General features: G+C 72.2%; 15 protein-coding genes. 9 read left to right on the top strand and 6 right to left on the bottom strand.

What is annotated here, in order from left to right; genetic code table 11:
* Nucleotides 1-23 precede the first annotated feature (23 nt).
* Entirely contained in the window at nucleotides 24-2,447 is a 2,424-nt protein-coding gene (locus C516_RS0109555) for an acyl-CoA dehydrogenase (RefSeq protein ID WP_018718156.1), read from the bottom strand.
* Between the two features lie 153 nt (nucleotides 2,448-2,600).
* Here C516_RS0109555 and C516_RS19210 point away from each other — a divergent pair, with 153 nt between their 5' ends.
* Genes C516_RS19210 through C516_RS0109530 form a run of 5 tightly spaced genes read left to right on the top strand, consistent with a single transcriptional unit; the run spans nucleotide 2,601 to nucleotide 9,016 of the window.
* On the top strand, nucleotides 2,601-3,104 hold the full coding sequence (locus C516_RS19210) for a disulfide bond formation protein B (protein WP_018718155.1): 504 nt from the start codon (nucleotides 2,601-2,603) through the stop codon (nucleotides 3,102-3,104).
* A 2-nt stretch (nucleotides 3,105-3,106) separates the two neighbouring features.
* Nucleotides 3,107-5,431, top strand: a complete 2,325-nt coding sequence (gene mrcB, locus C516_RS0109545) for a penicillin-binding protein 1B (protein WP_018718154.1) — start codon at nucleotides 3,107-3,109, stop codon at nucleotides 5,429-5,431.
* 29 nt (nucleotides 5,432-5,460) lie between these two features.
* Nucleotides 5,461-5,949 (top strand): tetratricopeptide repeat protein, encoded by a 489-nt coding sequence (locus C516_RS19205; protein WP_018718153.1) that lies wholly within the window; start codon nucleotides 5,461-5,463, stop codon nucleotides 5,947-5,949.
* Nucleotides 5,946-7,910 carry a DNA repair helicase YoaA gene (yoaA, locus tag C516_RS0109535; protein ID WP_018718152.1) on the top strand — a complete coding sequence of 655 codons (1,965 nt, stop codon included), beginning with the start codon at nucleotides 5,946-5,948 and terminating at the stop codon, nucleotides 7,908-7,910. The genes C516_RS19205 and yoaA overlap by 4 nt, the downstream gene beginning before the upstream one ends.
* Nucleotides 7,907-9,016, top strand: a complete 1,110-nt coding sequence (locus tag C516_RS0109530; protein ID WP_018718151.1) for an SLC13 family permease — start codon at nucleotides 7,907-7,909, stop codon at nucleotides 9,014-9,016. The genes yoaA and C516_RS0109530 overlap by 4 nt, the downstream gene beginning before the upstream one ends.
* Here C516_RS0109530 and C516_RS19200 read toward each other — a convergent pair.
* Complete coding sequence (locus C516_RS19200) at nucleotides 9,009-9,833, bottom strand: HAD-IIA family hydrolase (protein WP_018718150.1); 825 nt, start codon at nucleotides 9,831-9,833, stop codon at nucleotides 9,009-9,011. The genes C516_RS0109530 and C516_RS19200 overlap by 8 nt on opposite strands.
* A 114-nt stretch (nucleotides 9,834-9,947) precedes the next feature.
* Between C516_RS19200 and C516_RS0109520 the strand changes: the two genes are divergently transcribed.
* Together C516_RS0109520 and C516_RS19195 are read left to right on the top strand one after the other, a co-directional pair.
* Entirely contained in the window at nucleotides 9,948-10,334 is a 387-nt protein-coding gene (locus tag C516_RS0109520; protein WP_018718149.1) for a hypothetical protein, read from the top strand.
* The gene (locus C516_RS19195; protein ID WP_018718148.1) at nucleotides 10,331-11,863 is read left to right on the top strand and encodes a DNA recombination protein RmuC; all 1,533 of its coding nucleotides are present in this window, start codon (nucleotides 10,331-10,333) and stop codon (nucleotides 11,861-11,863) included. The genes C516_RS0109520 and C516_RS19195 overlap by 4 nt, the downstream gene beginning before the upstream one ends.
* 19 nt (nucleotides 11,864-11,882) lie before the next feature.
* On the opposite strand, the gene C516_RS19190 is transcribed toward C516_RS19195, so the two are convergent.
* A complete protein-coding gene (locus C516_RS19190; RefSeq protein ID WP_018718147.1) occupies nucleotides 11,883-12,461 on the bottom strand; it encodes a chalcone isomerase family protein in 579 nt (192 codons plus the stop codon).
* On the bottom strand, nucleotides 12,458-13,000 hold the full coding sequence (locus tag C516_RS0109505) for a DUF3833 domain-containing protein (protein WP_018718146.1): 543 nt from the start codon (nucleotides 12,998-13,000) through the stop codon (nucleotides 12,458-12,460). The genes C516_RS19190 and C516_RS0109505 overlap by 4 nt, the downstream gene beginning before the upstream one ends.
* A 74-nt stretch (nucleotides 13,001-13,074) precedes the next feature.
* On the opposite strand from C516_RS0109505, the gene C516_RS20495 reads away from it, so the two are divergent.
* Together C516_RS20495 and C516_RS0109495 are read left to right on the top strand one after the other, a co-directional pair.
* Nucleotides 13,075-13,773: a DUF3429 domain-containing protein gene (locus C516_RS20495; protein WP_018718145.1), complete on the top strand. Its 699-nt coding sequence runs from the start codon at nucleotides 13,075-13,077 to the stop codon at nucleotides 13,771-13,773.
* 134 nt (nucleotides 13,774-13,907) lie between these two features.
* On the top strand, nucleotides 13,908-14,114 hold the full coding sequence (locus C516_RS0109495) for a DUF2061 domain-containing protein (RefSeq protein WP_018718144.1): 207 nt from the start codon (nucleotides 13,908-13,910) through the stop codon (nucleotides 14,112-14,114).
* Between the two features lie 86 nt (nucleotides 14,115-14,200).
* Here C516_RS0109495 and gloA read toward each other — a convergent pair whose 3' ends face one another.
* Both gloA and C516_RS0109485 read right to left on the bottom strand, forming a co-directional pair.
* Entirely contained in the window at nucleotides 14,201-14,749 is a 549-nt protein-coding gene (gene gloA, locus C516_RS0109490; RefSeq protein ID WP_018718143.1) for a lactoylglutathione lyase, read from the bottom strand.
* Nucleotides 14,750-14,815: 66 nt separating this feature from the next.
* On the bottom strand, nucleotides 14,816-16,231 hold the full coding sequence (locus C516_RS0109485) for a phospholipase D-like domain-containing protein (RefSeq protein ID WP_018718142.1): 1,416 nt from the start codon (nucleotides 16,229-16,231) through the stop codon (nucleotides 14,816-14,818).
* Nucleotides 16,232-16,355: the final 124 nt, after the last annotated feature.

The raw sequence follows: 16,355 nt of genomic DNA, 5'->3' as shown, positions 1-16,355 counted from the left end.
GCCGTCGGGCACGCGGGAACGGTTCAGCGTTTCCCTAACGCCCCGGGATCGAAGTCGTCCACGTCGATCACCGTCCGGCGGGCCCGCCGGGCGGTTCTCAGCTTCTCTGCCTCGGCGTCGTCCACCAGTCCCGCGGCCCGTGCCGCGGCGATATCGTCGCCGTCCGTGTCGACCCTGAGGGTCCCGGCGCGCAGGGCGTCGTGCAGTCGCCGCTCCAGCGGCGCGGCCGCCACCGTGCGCTGCAGGGCGTCCTCCAGCGCGCCGGTGGCCTCGCCGGGGTCGGCACTGCGGTAGATGCCGCGGAGCAGGCGGTCCCGCGCGCCGCCGGGCTGCATCGGCACCGCGGCCACAGTACGCCCCAGGGCGTCGTCCGGCCCGCGCCGACGTCGGCCCAGCGGGAAGAGCAGTCCCCGCAGTAGCCAGGCGAGCGGCCGAGCGGGGAGGTTGGCGATCACCGCGTCCAGGCGGGCTTCGATCAGCGCCAGGGTCTCCGCCATGACCCACCGGACCACCGGCAGGTCGCTGCGGTGCGAGCCGTCGTCGTGGAAGTGCTTGAGGGTCGCCGAGCCCAGGTAGAGCAGCGAGAGCACGTCGCCGAGCCGCGCCGAAAGCCGCTCGCGGCGCTTGAGTGTGCCCCCCAGCGAGAGCATGGCGGCGTCCGCGCACAGGGCGAAGGCGGCGGCGTAGCGGGACAGGGCGCGGAACTCGTCGCGGGTGGTCTCGGCGCTCTCCGGGGTCCCGGCGATGCGGGCGCCGGTGAGCCCGAGGATCAGCGAGCGTGCGGCGTTGGACAGGGTGAAGCCGGCGTGGGCGAAGAGCTCGCGGTCGAAGCCCGCGCGGTCGCCGTCGTGCAGCGCGCGCATCTCGGCGAGGACGTGGGGATGGCAGCGGATCGCGCCCTGGCCGAAGATCATCATGTTGCGCGTGAGGATGTTGCTGCCCTCCACGGTGATGGGGATGGGCGCGGTCTGCCAGGCGCGGCCGAGGTAGTTGTTCGGGCCGAGGCAGATCCCCTTGCCGCCGTGGACGTCCATGGCGTCGGTGACCGAGGCCCGGGCGCGCTCGGTGAGGTGGTACTTCACCACTGCCGAGAGCACCGCCGGCGCCTCGCCCTGGTCCACCGCGGTGGCGGTCAGGGCGCGGGCGGCCTCAGTGAGGTAGGCGTTGCCGGTGATCCGTGCGAGCGCCTCCTGAACGCCCTCGAACTCGCCGATGGGCAGACCGAACTGTACGCGCACCCGGGCATAGGCACCGGTGGTCCACGCGGCCATGCGCGCCTGCGCGGTGCCCGCCGACGGCAGGCTGATGGAGCGCCCCACGGAGAGGCAGTTCATCAGCATGCGCCAGCCCTCGCCGATGCCCTCACGCCCGCCGATCACCTGTCCCAGCGGGATGAACACGTCGTGGCCGCGGTTGGGTCCGTTCATGAACGCCGCGTTCAGCGGGAAGTGGCGCCGGCCGATCTCCACCCCGGGGGTGTCCGTGGGGATCAGTGCCAGGGTGATGCCGAGCTCGCCGGGCGCGCCGAGCAGGCCCTCGGGGTCGCGGGCCCGGAAGGCCAGGCCCAGCAGGGTCGCCACCGGGCCGAGGGTGATGTAGCGCTTCTCCCAGTTGAGGCGCAGGCCGAGCACCTGCTCGCCGTTGACTTCGCCGTGGCAGACCACGCCGGTATCGGGGATGGCGCCGGCGTCGGAGCCGGCGAGCGGCCCGGTCAGGGCGAAGCAGGGGATCTCCTCGCCGCGGGCGAGCCGCGGCAGGTAGTAATCGCGCTGGGTGTCGCTGCCGTAGCGCAGCAGCAGCTCGGCGGGACCGAGGGAGTTCGGCACCATCACCGTGGAGCCCAGGTCGCCGCTGCGGCTGGCGAGCTTCATGGCGACCGCCGAGTGGGCCTGGGCGGAGAAGCCCTTGCCGCCGTAGGCGCGGGGGATGATGAGCCCGAAAAAGCCCTGCTCGCGGATGTATGCCCAGGTCTGCGGCGGCAGGTCCATGCGCTCGTGGGTCACCTCCCAGTCGTCCACCATCGCGCACAGGGTCTCGCAGGGGCCGTCGAGGAACGCCCGCTCCTCGGTGCTCAGCGACGGTGCCGGGTAGTCCAGCAGGCGGTCCCAGTCCGGCCTGCCGGTGAACAGCACCGCGTCCCACCATACCGTGCCCGCATCCAGCGCGATGCGCTCGGTCTCGGAGATCGTCGGCATCGCGGTGGCCGCCCGCGCGAATGCCGGCTCGCTGATCAGCCGCCGCCGTAGTCGGACGCTGTTCAGCGTCGCCGCCACCGCCGCGAACACGGCCCACGCGAGGACGTCCCAGCCCGGTGCGTGGCGGCCGAGGAGGGTGAACACCACGAGGTAGGCGGCGACGGCCGCCGTGGCCGCTCTCAGGGACGCACGCCGATAGGCGAGTGTGCCGAGCAGTGCCAGGAACGCCAGGAGCCAGAATACCGGGATCATGCCCGCCTCCGTTGCCGTGTTGTCCGAGGGCTGTCGCCGGGGGGCGACGTCGCAACCATACTCTAGCGTATGGCGGCCGCCCGAGGAACGTCGTGAGGCGGCGGTCTGCTACCATGCGGACCTCGTCACCACTGTCGGATCCGGTTGCCGTCCATGACCACAACACTCGTCGATCACCGCCGCGGCCTCAACCTCGTGGGGTTCGCGTTCTGCGCCGGGCTGCTAGCCTTCGCCGTCTACCTGGAGTACGTGCAGGGCCTGGAGCCCTGTCCGCTGTGCATCTTCCAGCGCATCGCCTTCGTCGCCCTGGGGCTGGTGCTGCTCGTCGCCGGCCTGCACGCGCCGCGGCGCTGGGGCGGTCGCGTCTACGCCGTGCTCGCGCTGCTGGCCGCGGCGCTGGGCGTCGGGCTCGCGCTTCGCCAGCTCTGGCTGCAGTCACTGCCGCCGGACCAGGTGCCGGCCTGCGGTCCCGGGTTGGGCTACATGCTCGAGACCTTCCCGCTCACACAGGCGCTGCAAATGGTGCTCACCGGCTCCGGTGAGTGTGCGCAGGTGGACCGCTTCCTCGGGGTCAGCATCCCGGTCTGGACGCTGGCCGCCTTCGTGTTGGTCGGGGTCGGGGGCGTGCTGGTCAACTGGCCGGCACGCCGGCGCTGAGCATGGCGGCGCGCAAGCGCAGCAAGGGCGGCCGCGGCAACGGTCGTCGGGGTCGGCAGCGTGGCCCGGTCGCACGTTTGCTCCGGCGTGGCCTGCTGCTCGCCGTGGTGCTGGCCGTGGTGGCCGGCGCGGGCTGGACCTGGTGGCTCAACCAGCGGGTGGTGGCGGAGTTCGAGAACCGCCAGTGGGCGCTGCCCGCGGACGTCTACGCCCGGCCGCTGGAGCTCTACCAGGGGCGGGCCCTGGACGCCGAGGCCTTCGCCCGGGAGCTCGCCGCCGCGGACTACCAGCGCGTGCGCGAGCCGAAGACGCCGGGTTCTTACAGCCGCAACGGTGCGACCTTCGAGGTCCATCGCCGGGCCTTCCGCTTCCCCGACGGCCGCGCCGGCGAGCGCCGCATCCGTGTCACCTTCGACGGTGGCCGCGTCGCCCGGCTGCGCGATGCCGACGGCAATGCCCTGGACCTGTTCCGGCTGGACCCGGCACGCATCGGTAGCGTCTACCCGGGCCAGCGCGCGGACCGCGAGCCGATGGCGCTCTCGGACATGCCCCGCAGCCTGGTTGCCGCACTGCTCGCGGTGGAGGACCGGCGTTTCACCGAGCACTTCGGCATCTCGCCGCTGGCGATCCTGCGCGCGGCGGTCGCCAACATCCGTGCCGGCGAGATCGTGCAGGGCGGCAGCACGCTCACCCAGCAGCTGGTGAAGAACCTGTTCCTGAGCAACGAACGTACCCTCTGGCGCAAGGCCAACGAGGCCGTCATGGCCATGCTGCTGGAATGGCACTACGACAAGCGTACGATCCTCGAAACCTACCTCAACGAGGTCTATCTGGGTCAGGACGGCGACCGCGCCATCCACGGTTTCGGCCTGGCGAGCCGGTTCTACTTCGGCAAGCCGCTGGAGCGCACCGACCTCGCCGAGCAGGCGCTGCTCGTGGCGATGGTGAAGGGACCGTCGTGGTATGACCCGCGGCGCCATCCGGAGCGCGCGCGCAAACGCCGCGACCTGGTGCTGGACGTGATGGCCGAGGGCGGATTCGCCGACGCCGACGCCGTCGCCCGGGCACGCAAACAACCGCTCGGTGTCCACGAGAGCCCGCCGGAGGCGCGCACGGCCTACCCGGCGTTCATGGATCTGGTCCGCCGCGACCTCTCCCGGGACTACCGCCGCGAGGATCTCAACAGCGACGGCCTGCGCATCTTCACCACCCTGGCGCCGTCGGTACAGTACGCCGCCGAGCAGGCGGTGATTCGCCGCACCCGGGACTGGAAGGACGATACCCAGGCCGCGGCCGTGGTGGTCGGTGTGGATACCGGTGAGGTGGAGGCAGTGGTCGGCGGGCGCGACCCGCGCTTCCCGGGATTCAACCGCGCCCTCGATGCCGCCCGGCCGATCGGCTCGCTGGTCAAGCCTGCGGTGTACCTGACAGCGCTGGAGCGCCCGGGGCAATACGGCCTCGGCAGCGTGATCCGCGACCGCCCGGTGACCGTGCAGGGTGCCGACGGGCAGACATGGACGCCGCGCAACTACGACCGCGAGCGCCACGGGGACGTCCCGCTGTGGGCGGCGCTGGCGCATTCCTACAACGTACCCACCGTCCGCCTGGGCCTGAACCTCGGTCTGCGCGCGGTCGCGGACACGCTCTCGCGCCTCGGCGGCTCGCTGCCGGACACCGTCTACCCCTCGTTGCTGCTCGGTGCCGTGTCGTACACGCCGCTGGAGGTGGCCGGGGTCTACGAGACCATCGCCACCGGTGGCTACGAGACCCCGCTGCGTGCGGTACGCACGGTGATGACGCGGGACGGGGCGGTCCTCAGCCGTTACCCCCTGACCGTCGAGCGCACGGTCGAGCGCGTGCCGATGTATCTGCTGCGCCGCGCGATGCAGCGGGTGGTCCGGGAAGGCACCGGGCGCGGGGTGCAGCGCTGGCTCGGCGCCGGCCCGGGCGTCGCGGGCAAGACCGGGACCACCGATGACCTGCGTGACAGCTGGTTCGCCGGGTTCTCCGCCGACCGCCTCGGCGTCGTCTGGGTGGGGCGGGACGACAACGGGCGGACCGGCCTGACCGGGGCCACCGGCGCACTCACGGTATGGGCCGAGCTCTTCGCTGCGTTACCCTACAAGCCGTTGAACCCGCGCATGCCAGACGGGATCGAGCAGGTCTGGATCGATCCCGACACCGGACGGCTGGCGAGCGCCGACTGCCCGGATGCCGTGCAACTGCCCTACGCGCGTGGCGCCGAGCCCGACGAGCGTGCCGCGTGCGCGCGCCGCGGCGATGCGGTCCAACGGGCCGGGGCGTGGCTGCGCGGGCTGGTCGACTGACGCCGCCGCCGAGCAGGGAGAACCCCGACATGTCCGCAAGAGCGCTCCTCGCGGCCGCCCTCCTGGCCGTCCTCCTCGCCGCCTGTTCCACCGCGCCGCCGGGCGGCGGCACGGGCGAGAGCGTGCCGGCACCGCCGCCGAAGGAGCAGCGCCGGGCGCAGCCGCCGCCCGCCGGCGGCGGCCAGACCCTGCCCCCGGCGGTGCGCGGGCTGGTGGCGAAGGCGGCGTCCGCCTCCGCCGCCGGCGACAACGATCGCGCCGCGGATGTCCTGGAACGCGCCGTGCGGCTCGCCCCGGACAACGCCGCGGTCTGGCAGAACCTCGCCGTCGTGCGCTACCGCCAGGACCGCTGCGACCAGGCCATCCAGCTCGCCCGGCGCTCCAGTGAGCTCACCGATGATCGCCGGCTCATGGCTCGTAACTGGCGGCTCATCGCCGCCTGCCGGCGCATGAACGGCGACACCGAAGGGGCCAGCGAGGCGGCGTCGCGGGCCCGTGAGCTCGGGGGCGGGCAGTGATCGGCGCCCACGCCCGTGACGCCCTTGGCGGTGACGGCGCGCTCGCCCGGGCCGTCGACGGCTTCTCGCCCCGCGGCGAGCAGCAGACCATGGCGGAGGCCGTGGGCGGGGTGATCGAGGAGGGCGGTGTGCTCGTGGCCGAGGCGGGCACGGGTACCGGCAAGACCTTCGCCTATCTCGTCCCGGCGTTGCTCTCCGGGCAGAAGGTGATCGTCTCCACCGGCACCCGGACGCTGCAGGATCAGCTCTATCACCGCGACCTCCCGCTGGTCTCGCGGGCGCTGGAGCACCCGGTGCGCCGCGCGCTGCTCAAGGGCCGCAGCAACTATCTCTGCCTCTACCGCATGGAGGCCGCCGCCGCCGAGGGACGGTTCGACTCCCGCGAGGAGGCCTCGCGGTTCCAGCGCATCCGTGAGTGGGCCGGCCAGACCCGCAGCGGCGATCTCGCCGAGGCGCCGGTTGCCGGGATCGAGGGCGGACTGCTCGGCAAGGTGACCTCCACGCCGGACAACTGCCTCGGCCAGGAGTGCCCGTTCCACGCCGAGTGCCACCTCATGGAGGCACGCCGCCGGGCCCAGGAGGCGGACGTGGTGGTGGTGAACCACCACCTGCTGATGGCGGACTGGGCGGTCCGCGACGGCGGCTTCGGCGAGGTGCTCCCCGCCGCCGACGCCTGGATCCTCGACGAGGCGCACCAGCTCCCGGACACCGCGGCCCAGTTCTTCGGCCTGTCCGTGAGCAGCCGCCAGCTCGTGGAGCTGGCCCGTGACGCCCGCGTGGAGCAGGTTCGCGAGGCGAAGGAGGCCACGGACATCGCCGATGCCGCCGAAGCGCTGCAGAAGGCGGTGCTGGACTTCCGCCTCACCCTCGGCAGCGCCGGCCGGCGTGAGCCCTGGGCGGGCATCGCCGGCGAGGAGACGGTCACCGACGCGGTCGCCACCGTGCGCGAGCGCCTGGCCGGGCTCCACGAGCACCTCGCGCCCCACGCCCAGCGCGGCAAGGGGGTGGAGAGCGTGTGGCGCCGGGCCGCGGAGCTCCAGGACGCCCTCGGGAGCTTCCTCGAAGGCGGTGACGACGACGAGCAGGTGCAGTGGTTCGAGACCCACCAGCAGTCGTTCATCCTGCGGCTCACGCCGCTGGAGGTGGCCGGCACGTTCCGCAAGCAGATGGCCAAGCACCCGGGGAGCTGGGTGTTCACCTCGGCGACGCTGTCGGTGGGCGGGCGCTTCGAGCACTACATTGCCCGGCTCGGGCTCGGCGAGCCGCAGACCCTGCGACTGGAGAGTCCGTTCGACTACGAGCACAACGCGCTGCTCTACGTGCCGGGCAAGCTGCCGCCGCCGAACGCCCCGGACTACCTCGAGCGCTTCCTGGTGATGGTGGAGTGGACCCTGCGCGAGAGCCGGGGCCGGGCGTTCGTGCTGTTCACCAGCCACCGGGCCCTGCGCGCGGCCGCCGAGTACCTGCGCGAGCGCACCGACCATCCGCTGCTGGTCCAGGGCGAGGCGGCCCAGGCGCGGCTGCTGGAGCGTTTCCGCGAGGCCGGCGATGCGGTGCTGCTGGGCACCCAGAGCTTCTGGGAGGGTGTGGATGTGCGTGGCGAGGCGCTGTCCTGCGTGATCATCGACCGCCTGCCCTTCGCCTCGCCCTCCGATCCGGTCACCCAGGCGCGCATCGAGGCGCTGCGTGCCGGCGAGGGCAACCCCTTCGCCCACTTCCAGCTCCCCCAGGCGGTGATTGCCCTGCGCCAGGGCGTGGGCCGCCTCATCCGTGACGCCTCCGACAAGGGGGTGTTGGTGATCGGCGACAACCGCGTCGTGACCAAGGGCTACGGGCGGGTGTTCCTCGACAGCCTCCCGCCGATGCCGCTGACGCGGAGCTTCCGCCAGGTCCAGGCGTTCTTCGCCGCCATGGGCGAGGCGGCCGCGGACACCGACGAGCGCGACTCCAGCCCCGCATGAGCCGCGCCCGGGCGTGGCTGCGCCGTGAGCGCCTGCTGGTGGCGCTCGCCGTGGCGGCACCGGCACTGGTTATCGTGACGGGAATACCGGCGGCCTGTCTCCCGGCGCTTGTCGACTGGTACACCATTGCCGCGCTCGCCGGGCTCATGGTCCTCAGCCGGGCGCTGGAGGACAGCGGCAGCCTGGCCCGCGCCGGCGGCTGGCTGCTCGCCCGGGCGGGGGACCAGCGCCGCCTGGCGGCGGTGCTGGTGGCCGTCTCCGCGCTGCTCGCCGCGGTGATCACCAACGACATCGCGCTGTTCGTGGTCGTGCCGCTGACCCTCGCCGCCGGCCTGATGACGCCGCTGCCGGTGGCGCGGCTGGTGGTCTTCGAGGCCCTCGCGGTGAACGCGGGCTCCGCTGCCAGCCCGGTGGGCAACCCGCAGAACCTCTTCCTCTGGCAGCACGCCGACGCGGGCTTCACCGCCTTCACGGCCACCCTGCTACCGCTCGGGCTCGCGCTCACCGCGATGCTGCTCGCGCTGGTGCCTCTGGCGTTTCCCCGTGCCGCGCTTGGCGCGCACACGCCACCGGCCGCCGGAGTGGACCGGACGCTGCTCTCGGTGGCGCTGGCCGTCTACCCGGTGTTCCTGGTGCTGGTGGATGCGGGCTTCGCGCTGGCCGCCGCGCTGGCGGTGATTGCCGTGATCGCGGTGACGCGGGCCGGGGTGCTGGCGCGGGTGGACTGGGCGACGCTGGCCGTGTTCGTCCTCATGTTCCTCGACCTCGCGCTCCTGGCGCGCCTGCCGGGGGCGGCGGCCGCCGCGCGCTGGCTGCTCGGACTGCCCGGCGGCGCGTTCACCGCTGCGGTGGCCGCCTCCCAGGGGATGTCCAACGTGCCGGCGACGCTGTTCCTGGCGGCGTTCACGGACGACTGGGGGCGGCTCGCCTGGGGCGCGAACGTCGGCGGGTTCGGGCTGGCCGTCGGCTCGATGGCCAACCTCATTGCCCTGCGGCTCGCGCGAGCGCCCGGGCTGTGGTGGCGCTTTCATGCCTGGTCGCTGCCGGTGCTCGCCGGTGCCGTGGTGATCGCGCTGGTGCTGATGCGCCTGCCGGGGCTCAGCTGAGCCCGGCTAGCAGCCAGTCCGGTGCCGGCAGGTCATCGTGGGCGTCCGCCGAGGCGACGCCGCTGGCGACCAGGGCATTGTCGATACCGGCGCGGTGGGCGCCGAGGATATCGGTATGGCGCTGGTCGCCGATCATCACGGCGTTGGCCGTGCCCGCGAGCTCCAGCGCACGCCGGAACATGACCGGCTCCGGCTTGCCCAGGGGCGTGAACCGGGGCGGCGCGGCGTAGCGCAGCTCCAGGCCGCGCTGGATGAGCAGCGCCAGGGCACCGGCGGTGAAGCCGAAACGCCCAGGGGCGGTGGGGTAGATCACGTCCGGGTTGGTCAGCAGCAGGGTGACGTCGCGCCCGGTGTCCACGGCCCGGCAGACCCCACTCAGGGCGGCCTCCGCGTCGGCGAGGAAGTCGCCGCCGGCCTCGTCGCAGACGCAGAGTACGTCGAAGTCGTCCTCCAGGGCGACGACGTCGCCGCCGCCGCGGCGCACGTAATCCGCGCTCCCGGCGGGGCCGAGCACCGCACAGCGCCGTCCCGCGAGGCCGTTGCTCACGAGGTGGTGCGCCAGCATCGCCCCGGAGCTGATGATCCGTTCCGCGGGCACCGGCACGCCCAGGCGCGCGAAGCGCTCCGCCAGGTGCTCAGGCACGTGGGAGGCGGCGTTGGTGACCACGTACCACGGCCGACCCTCGCGGGTCAGTCGCCCGACCAGGGCCGGTGCGCCGGGCAGGGCGCCGTCGCCGGTGACGAGCACGCCGTAGGCGTCCAGCAGCACCGCGTCGTAGCGCTCGAGCAGGGCGTCGACGGTGGTGGTGGCGGTCATTGCGTTCCTCCGGTGCGGGCGTGGGGCGTATCGTGCGGTCACGGGTGCCCTGACGGTGGCGTCTCCCGTGAACCGGTTAGTATGTTACGGGATGAATCTTGAAAGCGGGATGACATGAGCGAACGACGCGTGCGCGTGCCGGTGTACACCTTCGTGATCGTCGGCGTCGCCGGCTACCTCTTCCTGGTCTTCGGTCACGAGGGCCTGCCGGACCCCGGTGGCGACGCCGGTGCGGTGCTGGGCGTGCTGGCGCGCCTGGCCCCGGTGTGGCTGGTGCTCTGGCTGATCGCCGCCGCCGGCGGGGCCGTCTACAACCGCCGCGGCGGGCACGGCCGCGGTGCGGGCCGGGTCGCCGGTGGTGGCTCGCATTCGCTGGTCTGCCCGGTCTGCGGGGCGCCCCAGGAGATCCGGCGCGGCCCGGGGGGCAAGCCCCGGCGGGTGTGCTCCGAGGCCGGCGAGGCACACAGCGGCGACGCCGCTGACCGCGGGGACGACGCATGAGCGTCGACGCCCTGTTCGCCGGGATCGCCTCGTGGACGCCAGCGCAGTGGACGGTGGCGGCCGTCGCCGCCGCGGTGGCCGCGGCGATGCTCGTGCTGCCCGCCGCGTTGCTCGGGGGGCGCCGGGCACGCCGCGCGCTGGCCGAGGCGGAGGCCCGCGAGCACGCCCTGCGGGAGGATCTCGCGGCCCGCGAGGGTGAACGCCAGGCCCTGGAGCGGGAGTGCGAGCGTCTGCAGCCCTACGTGGCAGAGCGCGACCGCCTGCAGCGCGAGCACGCGGCGCTGGCCAGCCGGGCCGAGGCGCTGGAGCAGCGTGTCGCCGAGCTGCGCGAGGGCTACGACGAGACCGTCCGCGAGCGTGACCGCCACGCCCGCGAGGCCGGCGAGCTGCGCGAGCGCATCGGCCGCATGGAGACCGAAGCGGAGGAGCGCCAGAGGGCCTTCGCCGAGCGCGAGCGCAGCCTGGCGGACGCGGAGAAGCGCCTGAGCGAACAGTTCGAAAACCTCGCCAACCGCATCTTCGAGCACAAGAGCGAGGCCTTCCGCCAGACCAGCAGCGAGCAGCTCACCCACCTGCTACGCCCGTTCCGCGAGCAGATCGAGGGCCTGCACCGGGACGTGCGCGAGGCCAGCAAGGAGCGCCACACCCTGCGCGACGAGATCTCGCGCATCGTCAGCGAGACCAGCGCCCTCACCAACGCCCTGCGCGGTGACACCAAGTACCAGGGCGACTGGGGCGAGCTGGTCCTGGAGCGGCTGCTGGAGACCGCCGGACTGCGCCGGGGCGAGGAGTACGAGATCCAGCCCCAGTACACCGACGGCGACGGTCGCCGCCTGCGCCCGGACGTGGTCATCCACCTGCCGGAGCAGCGCGACGTGATCATCGACTCCAAGGTCTCGCTGACCGCCTACGAGCGCTATGCGAACGCGGAGGACGAGTCGACGCGGGAGGAGCAGCTGCGTGCCCACGTGAGCTCGGTGCGCCGCCACATCGATGAGCTCGCCGGCAAGGGCTACGAGCGCCTGCCGGAGAACCGTACCCTGGACTACATCCTCATGTGGGTGCCGGTGGAGCCGGCGTACTTCGCGGCCATGGAGGCGGATCCCGGCCTGGTGGACCGGGCCATGGAGCGCCGGGTCATCCCGGTGTGCGCGACCACGCTGCTCGCCGTGCTCAAGACCATCGAGCGGATCTGGCAGTACGAGCGCCAAAACCGCAATGTCGAGCGCATCATCGAGCGCGCCGGCCAGCTCCACGACAAGTTCGTGGGTTTCGTCGAGGCCCTGGACGAGGTCGGCACCCACCTGCAGCGCGCCGAGCAGAGCTATCACACCGCCCGCGGGCGCCTCGTGGACGGGCGCGGCAACCTCGTACGCCAGGTCGAGCAGCTCCGCCGCCTCGGCCTCAATCCCCGCAAGCGCCTCAACGCGGACCTGGTGGCCGATGCGGGTGCGGATGAAGAGGACGAGGGCGGGGACGGGGAGGAGGACACCGGCAGCAGCGGGGATGCCGCCTCCGGGCGGGGGTGACCGCCCCCCGGTGTCCGTCTCAGCCGGAGGGCGGCAGGCGTGAGGTGAGGTCCGCGCGCAGTGACGCCGACAGCGCCCCGTCGGCCAGCCAGATACCGAAGTAGACCCGGGCGAACGCCGCCCCCGGCACGCTGCCGAGGGTCCGGCCGTTGAGCGCCAGGCGCGTGCCGTGCCCGGGGCGGTAGGTCATGGTGTAGCGGTCGCCTTCCCTGACCGGTTTGTACAGGGCGTGGAAACGCCGGATCGCCGGTGCCAGCTCGCGGCGGGTGGCGTCGTCCAGCTGGCGCTCCAGCACGGTATTGGCCGCGCGCACCAGGTCGGCCGTGCTGATGTCGTAGAAGTACTCGATGGCGAGCTGCCGCGGGGTGTCGTCGTCCAGTACCTGTGACGACGGCGTCCCCGGCGGGACGTAGAGCGCCGCCGCGTAGACGGTGAACAGCACCCGGTAGGTCGCCACGCCGGTGCCCGCCAGGCGCAGCCGCCCCGCCTCGGTCTGCTGCGTGCGCTCGAACCGCGCGCCGTGCTCGAGCACCGGCGCCGCGTTGGCGAACGGGACGGCGAGCGCCAGCGCCAGGCAGAACGCCGCGAGCCGCGTCACGACGACGCCCCCTTTCTGAAGAACAGCGTGACCTCGCCCACGTTGAAGCCCCATTTCGACACCTGCGCGCGGTTGATGACCGTGTCCTCGTCGATGCGGTACATCCAGTCGTCGAAGGCGAGCTGCCACTCCGTGCCATCGACCGCCAGCTTCAGGGTGTAGCGCCAGTTGAGCGCGAAGCCGTATTCCGAGCCCGCGGCGGTGCCCACGATGTCCCCGGCCTCGCCCTGCCAGTGGTGCGCGTCCACGCGCTCGATGCGCCACACCCGTTGCTGGCGTTCGCCGTCGGCGTAGCGGAAGCGCTCGTCGAGCACCAGCGTGTCGCCCTCCATCCGGCCCTCGATGTCCACGGTGAAGCGCCGGCGGACCTCACCGTCGCGGCCCTGGAAGATCCCCCAGGCCCGCACCGGGCCGGTGAAGAACGCGGCGAGGTCGAAACGGGGCCCGGTGTCGGCGTAGTCCCGCGGCTGCGGCCCGGCGCAGGCGGTGACGAGCAGCGCAGACATGATGATGGCGAGGAGGGCGGCACGTCGCTGCATGGCGTGTTCCATATTTGTATCGGTAATGTATAGGTATGATAGGACAGTAATCGGGCAGTGACGAGGCCGGAACGATGAACGACACGGCGTGGATGGACGAGATCACCGGCAGGGCCCGGGTCGTGGTGGTGCGCTCGCCGATAACGGACCTGGGCCCGCTGGGGGACGCCGCCGCCCGGCTGGGGCCGGACTGCGCGGAGGTGGTCCTGGGCATGGGCGACGAGACGGCGAGGGCCCGCTACCGCGCCCTGCGCGAGGCGGTGGACCATCCCACGCTGCCGCTGGTGTTCGTGGACCGGCGGTTCGCCGGCGGCATCGAGGCGGCGGCGCGACTGCGTACGCTGGACACGCGGATGCCGGCGGTGGCCGCGGCGTGCGGCTACGGCGGCCTCATCCCCTTCGCGGCCGGGGCGATCGCGCTGCTCGCCGGGGGCGGGCCGACGGTGGCGGCGGCGCTGCTCGGCTACGCCGCGGTGATCCTGAGCTTCGTCGGCGCGGTCCACTGGGGCATGGCGGTGGCCGCACCGGCGCCGTCGCCGCCGAGGATGGCGCTCTCCGTGGTCCCCGCGTTGCTGGCCTGGCCGGGCGTGCTCCTGCCGCCGCTCCCCGGGATGGTGGTACTGGCCGCGGCCCTCGCGGGCTGGCGGGCGGTGGAGCGTCTTGGCTGGGGTGATGACGGTTTCCCGGGCTGGTTCCGCCGGCTGCGCGATCACCTTACCGCCGGCGCGGTGGTCTCGCTGATGCTGGGGGCGGTCGGGATAGGGCTGGCCTGAGCGCAGCGGGCGGCCCGAACCGGGTTGAATAGATGGTGGCTATCGAAAGGGAAGGGAACTTCGATTGTAAATATAAATGCGAATCACTAATATTTAAATGAACGCATCGAACACCCGTCCCGGAGGGTAATGCCATGATCAAGACGCTGACCTTCGCCATGATGCACTTCAGTATCGCCGTCAGCGTCGTCTACATGCTGACGGGCAGCCTCGCCGTCGGCGGGCTGGTGGGCCTGATCGAGCCGATGTGCAATACCGTGGCGTTCTTCTTCCACGAGAAGCTCTGGGAGCGTCACCGCGCCCGCCGGGAGACCGGCGGCCCCCCGGCCATGGTGGCCTGAGCCCTGCGCGGGTCGATGGGTAACCGGGCACCGGGGTGCCCCGGGCGGTTCCGTCCCTCCTGACGCCCGGGGACCCGGTGATCCGTTCAGCCGCCGCGCTTCTGGCGCTCCATCATGTCGGCCTGGAGGATCTCGATCCAGTAGCCGTCCGGGTCCTTGATGAACGCCAGGCCCTTCATCCGGCCGTCGTCCGGGCGCTTGACGAACGGCACGTCCAGGCGCTCGAGCCGCTCGGCCGCCTGATAAACGTCCGGCACGGTAATGCCGATGTGCCCGTACCCCTGGGGTTCGTCGTTACCGTTGTGGTAGCTGAACTCCGGGTCGTCCTCGGTGCCCCAGTTGTGGGTGAGCTCGAGCATCGCCTCGCGCCCGAAGGTCCAGGTGGTGCGCGCGTCGTCGTTGGCGGGCACGCCGGCCGCGTCGTTGCCGTCCACGTAGCCCAGGAAGTACAGCGTGAAGCGCATCTCCGGGAAGTCGAGCTTGCGGACCAGGCGCATGCCCAGCACCCGGGTGTAGAAGTCCAGTGAGCGCTCCGGCGACTTGATGCGCACCATGGTCTGGTTGAATACGTACTGCTGCGTCTCCGGGTCCGGGCTCTCGCACAGTCCCGGGGCCTGCTCGAAGTGACGGGACATGCAGTCCTCCTTGAGTCGTTGGCTGTATGATCGACCTGCCCCGGGATGGGGGCGGGGCGAGGGTTTTCAAAGGTAGGGCGTGAACAGCCAGAAGAAGGCGTCGCGCACCCGGGCGAGGAACGGCCGTCCCGAGAGCTCCGTGAGCGTGATGTTGTGGCCGTGTTCCACGGCGTGCCTGATATGGGCGGCGATGCGCCGGGCGAAGGCGGCGTCGAACACCTCCACCACCAGCTCGAAGTTCAGCCGCAGGCTCCGCGGGTCGAGGTTCGCCGAGCCGATCTGGGCGTAGTGGTCGTCCACGACCAGCAGCTTGGTGTGCGCAAACGGCCCGCGCTGGTAGTGCACGTGCACGCCCCACTTGACCAGCTCCCAGAGCACGTTGCGTGTCGCCCAGTGCATGAACGGCAGGTTGTTGTGTCCGGGCAGCACGATGTCGACGTGCACGCCGCGGATCGCGGCCGCCTGCAGCGCGGCGGTGAGCTCCCGCGGCGGCAGGAAGTAGGGCGTCATGATCAGCACGCGCTGGCGGGCGGCCGCGATGGCGCCCACCAGCACCATGCTCAGGCGGTCCAGGTCCTCGTTGGGGCCGTCGATGAGGGTGCGGCACATGGCCTCGCCTTCCTCGGCGGCGGGCCGCGGCGGGGGCCGCCGGCGGTCACCGGTCGTGAACTGCCAGTCGTCCAGGAACACCGTCTCGATCTGCTCCACCACCGCGCCGCGCAGGCGGAAGTGGGCGTCGCGGGTGCCGCCGCGGCTGCGGGCCAGGTGGCGGTCGCCGATGTTCATGCCGCCGACAAAGGCGGTCACACCGTCCACCACCAGTATCTTGCGGTGATTGCGCAGGTTCACGAACGGCCGTGGCGGCAGCAGCCCGGGTGGCAGGAACCGCGCCACCGGCACCCCCTCGCGGCGCAGCCGGTGACGGATGCGCGGCCAGGAGTACCATTCCCCGGCGCCGTCGAGCAGCACGCGCACGTCCACGCCGCGCTCGACCGCCCGGGCCAGTGCCCGGACGAAGCGTATGCCGGTGCGGTTGCTCTCAAAGATATAGGTGGCGAGGTAGATCCGATCGCGGGCCTGCTCGATGGCCTCGAGCATGGCGGGGTAGGCCTCCTCGCCGTCGTGGAGGACGGTCACTGCGTTGCCCGCGGTCAGCGGCACGCCGGTGACCGCCCCGGAGATGCGCGCCTGCTGGGTGAACTCGGGATGCACGGCGAGATGCTCGTCCGCCGGTACGCCGCTTGCCGGCGGCAGCTGCTCGGCGCGCAGGACCCGCGCCCGGGTACGTATGCGGTTGACTCCGAAGAGGAAATAGAGCACCGGCCCGGCCAGCGGGAAGAGCAGGCACACCGCCACCCACCCGAATGCGGCGGCCGGATCGCGCTTGTGCAGCAGCGCGTGCAGGGCGGCGGCGGTGGCGATCAGCCCGGAGGCGATGATCACCAGCCAGCCGGCAAGGCCAGGGCTGACGGTCTCGGTCATGGCGCGACGGTAGCACAGCGCCCGGTCGCAGGGCTGTCGTGATCGGCGTCACAGCTATGACAGAACTTGTAGGCGTAGCGCTAAATCGCGGTTATGCTTGCGAAATGGTGCACGTCCTGGGGGA

Origin of the sequence: Arhodomonas aquaeolei DSM 8974, from assembly GCF_000374645.1 — a bacterium.
Taxonomy (GTDB): domain Bacteria; phylum Pseudomonadota; class Gammaproteobacteria; order Nitrococcales; family Nitrococcaceae; genus Arhodomonas; species Arhodomonas aquaeolei.
The sequence above is the reverse complement of the archived record's forward strand: the minus strand, read 5'-3'. Positions and strand labels throughout refer to the sequence as shown.

Bases quoted from the DNA above. Each gene is read 5' to 3' on its own strand.
- C516_RS0109555 (WP_018718156.1), bottom strand. From the start codon at position 2,447: ATGATCCCGGTATTCTGGCTCCTGGCGTTCCTGGCACTGCTCGGCACA.
- C516_RS19210 (WP_018718155.1), top strand. From the start codon at position 2,601: ATGACCACAACACTCGTCGATCACCGCCGCGGCCTCAACCTCGTGGGG.
- mrcB (WP_018718154.1), top strand. From the start codon at position 3,107: ATGGCGGCGCGCAAGCGCAGCAAGGGCGGCCGCGGCAACGGTCGTCGG.
- C516_RS19205 (WP_018718153.1), top strand. From the start codon at position 5,461: ATGTCCGCAAGAGCGCTCCTCGCGGCCGCCCTCCTGGCCGTCCTCCTC.
- C516_RS0109530 (WP_018718151.1), top strand. From the start codon at position 7,907: ATGAGCCGCGCCCGGGCGTGGCTGCGCCGTGAGCGCCTGCTGGTGGCG.
- C516_RS19200 (WP_018718150.1), bottom strand. From the start codon at position 9,833: ATGACCGCCACCACCACCGTCGACGCCCTGCTCGAGCGCTACGACGCG.
- C516_RS0109520 (WP_018718149.1), top strand. From the start codon at position 9,948: ATGAGCGAACGACGCGTGCGCGTGCCGGTGTACACCTTCGTGATCGTC.
- C516_RS19195 (WP_018718148.1), top strand. From the start codon at position 10,331: ATGAGCGTCGACGCCCTGTTCGCCGGGATCGCCTCGTGGACGCCAGCG.
- C516_RS0109505 (WP_018718146.1), bottom strand. From the start codon at position 13,000: ATGCAGCGACGTGCCGCCCTCCTCGCCATCATCATGTCTGCGCTGCTC.
- C516_RS20495 (WP_018718145.1), top strand. From the start codon at position 13,075: ATGAACGACACGGCGTGGATGGACGAGATCACCGGCAGGGCCCGGGTC.
- C516_RS0109495 (WP_018718144.1), top strand. From the start codon at position 13,908: ATGATCAAGACGCTGACCTTCGCCATGATGCACTTCAGTATCGCCGTC.
- gloA (WP_018718143.1), bottom strand. From the start codon at position 14,749: ATGTCCCGTCACTTCGAGCAGGCCCCGGGACTGTGCGAGAGCCCGGAC.
- C516_RS0109485 (WP_018718142.1), bottom strand. From the start codon at position 16,231: ATGACCGAGACCGTCAGCCCTGGCCTTGCCGGCTGGCTGGTGATCATC.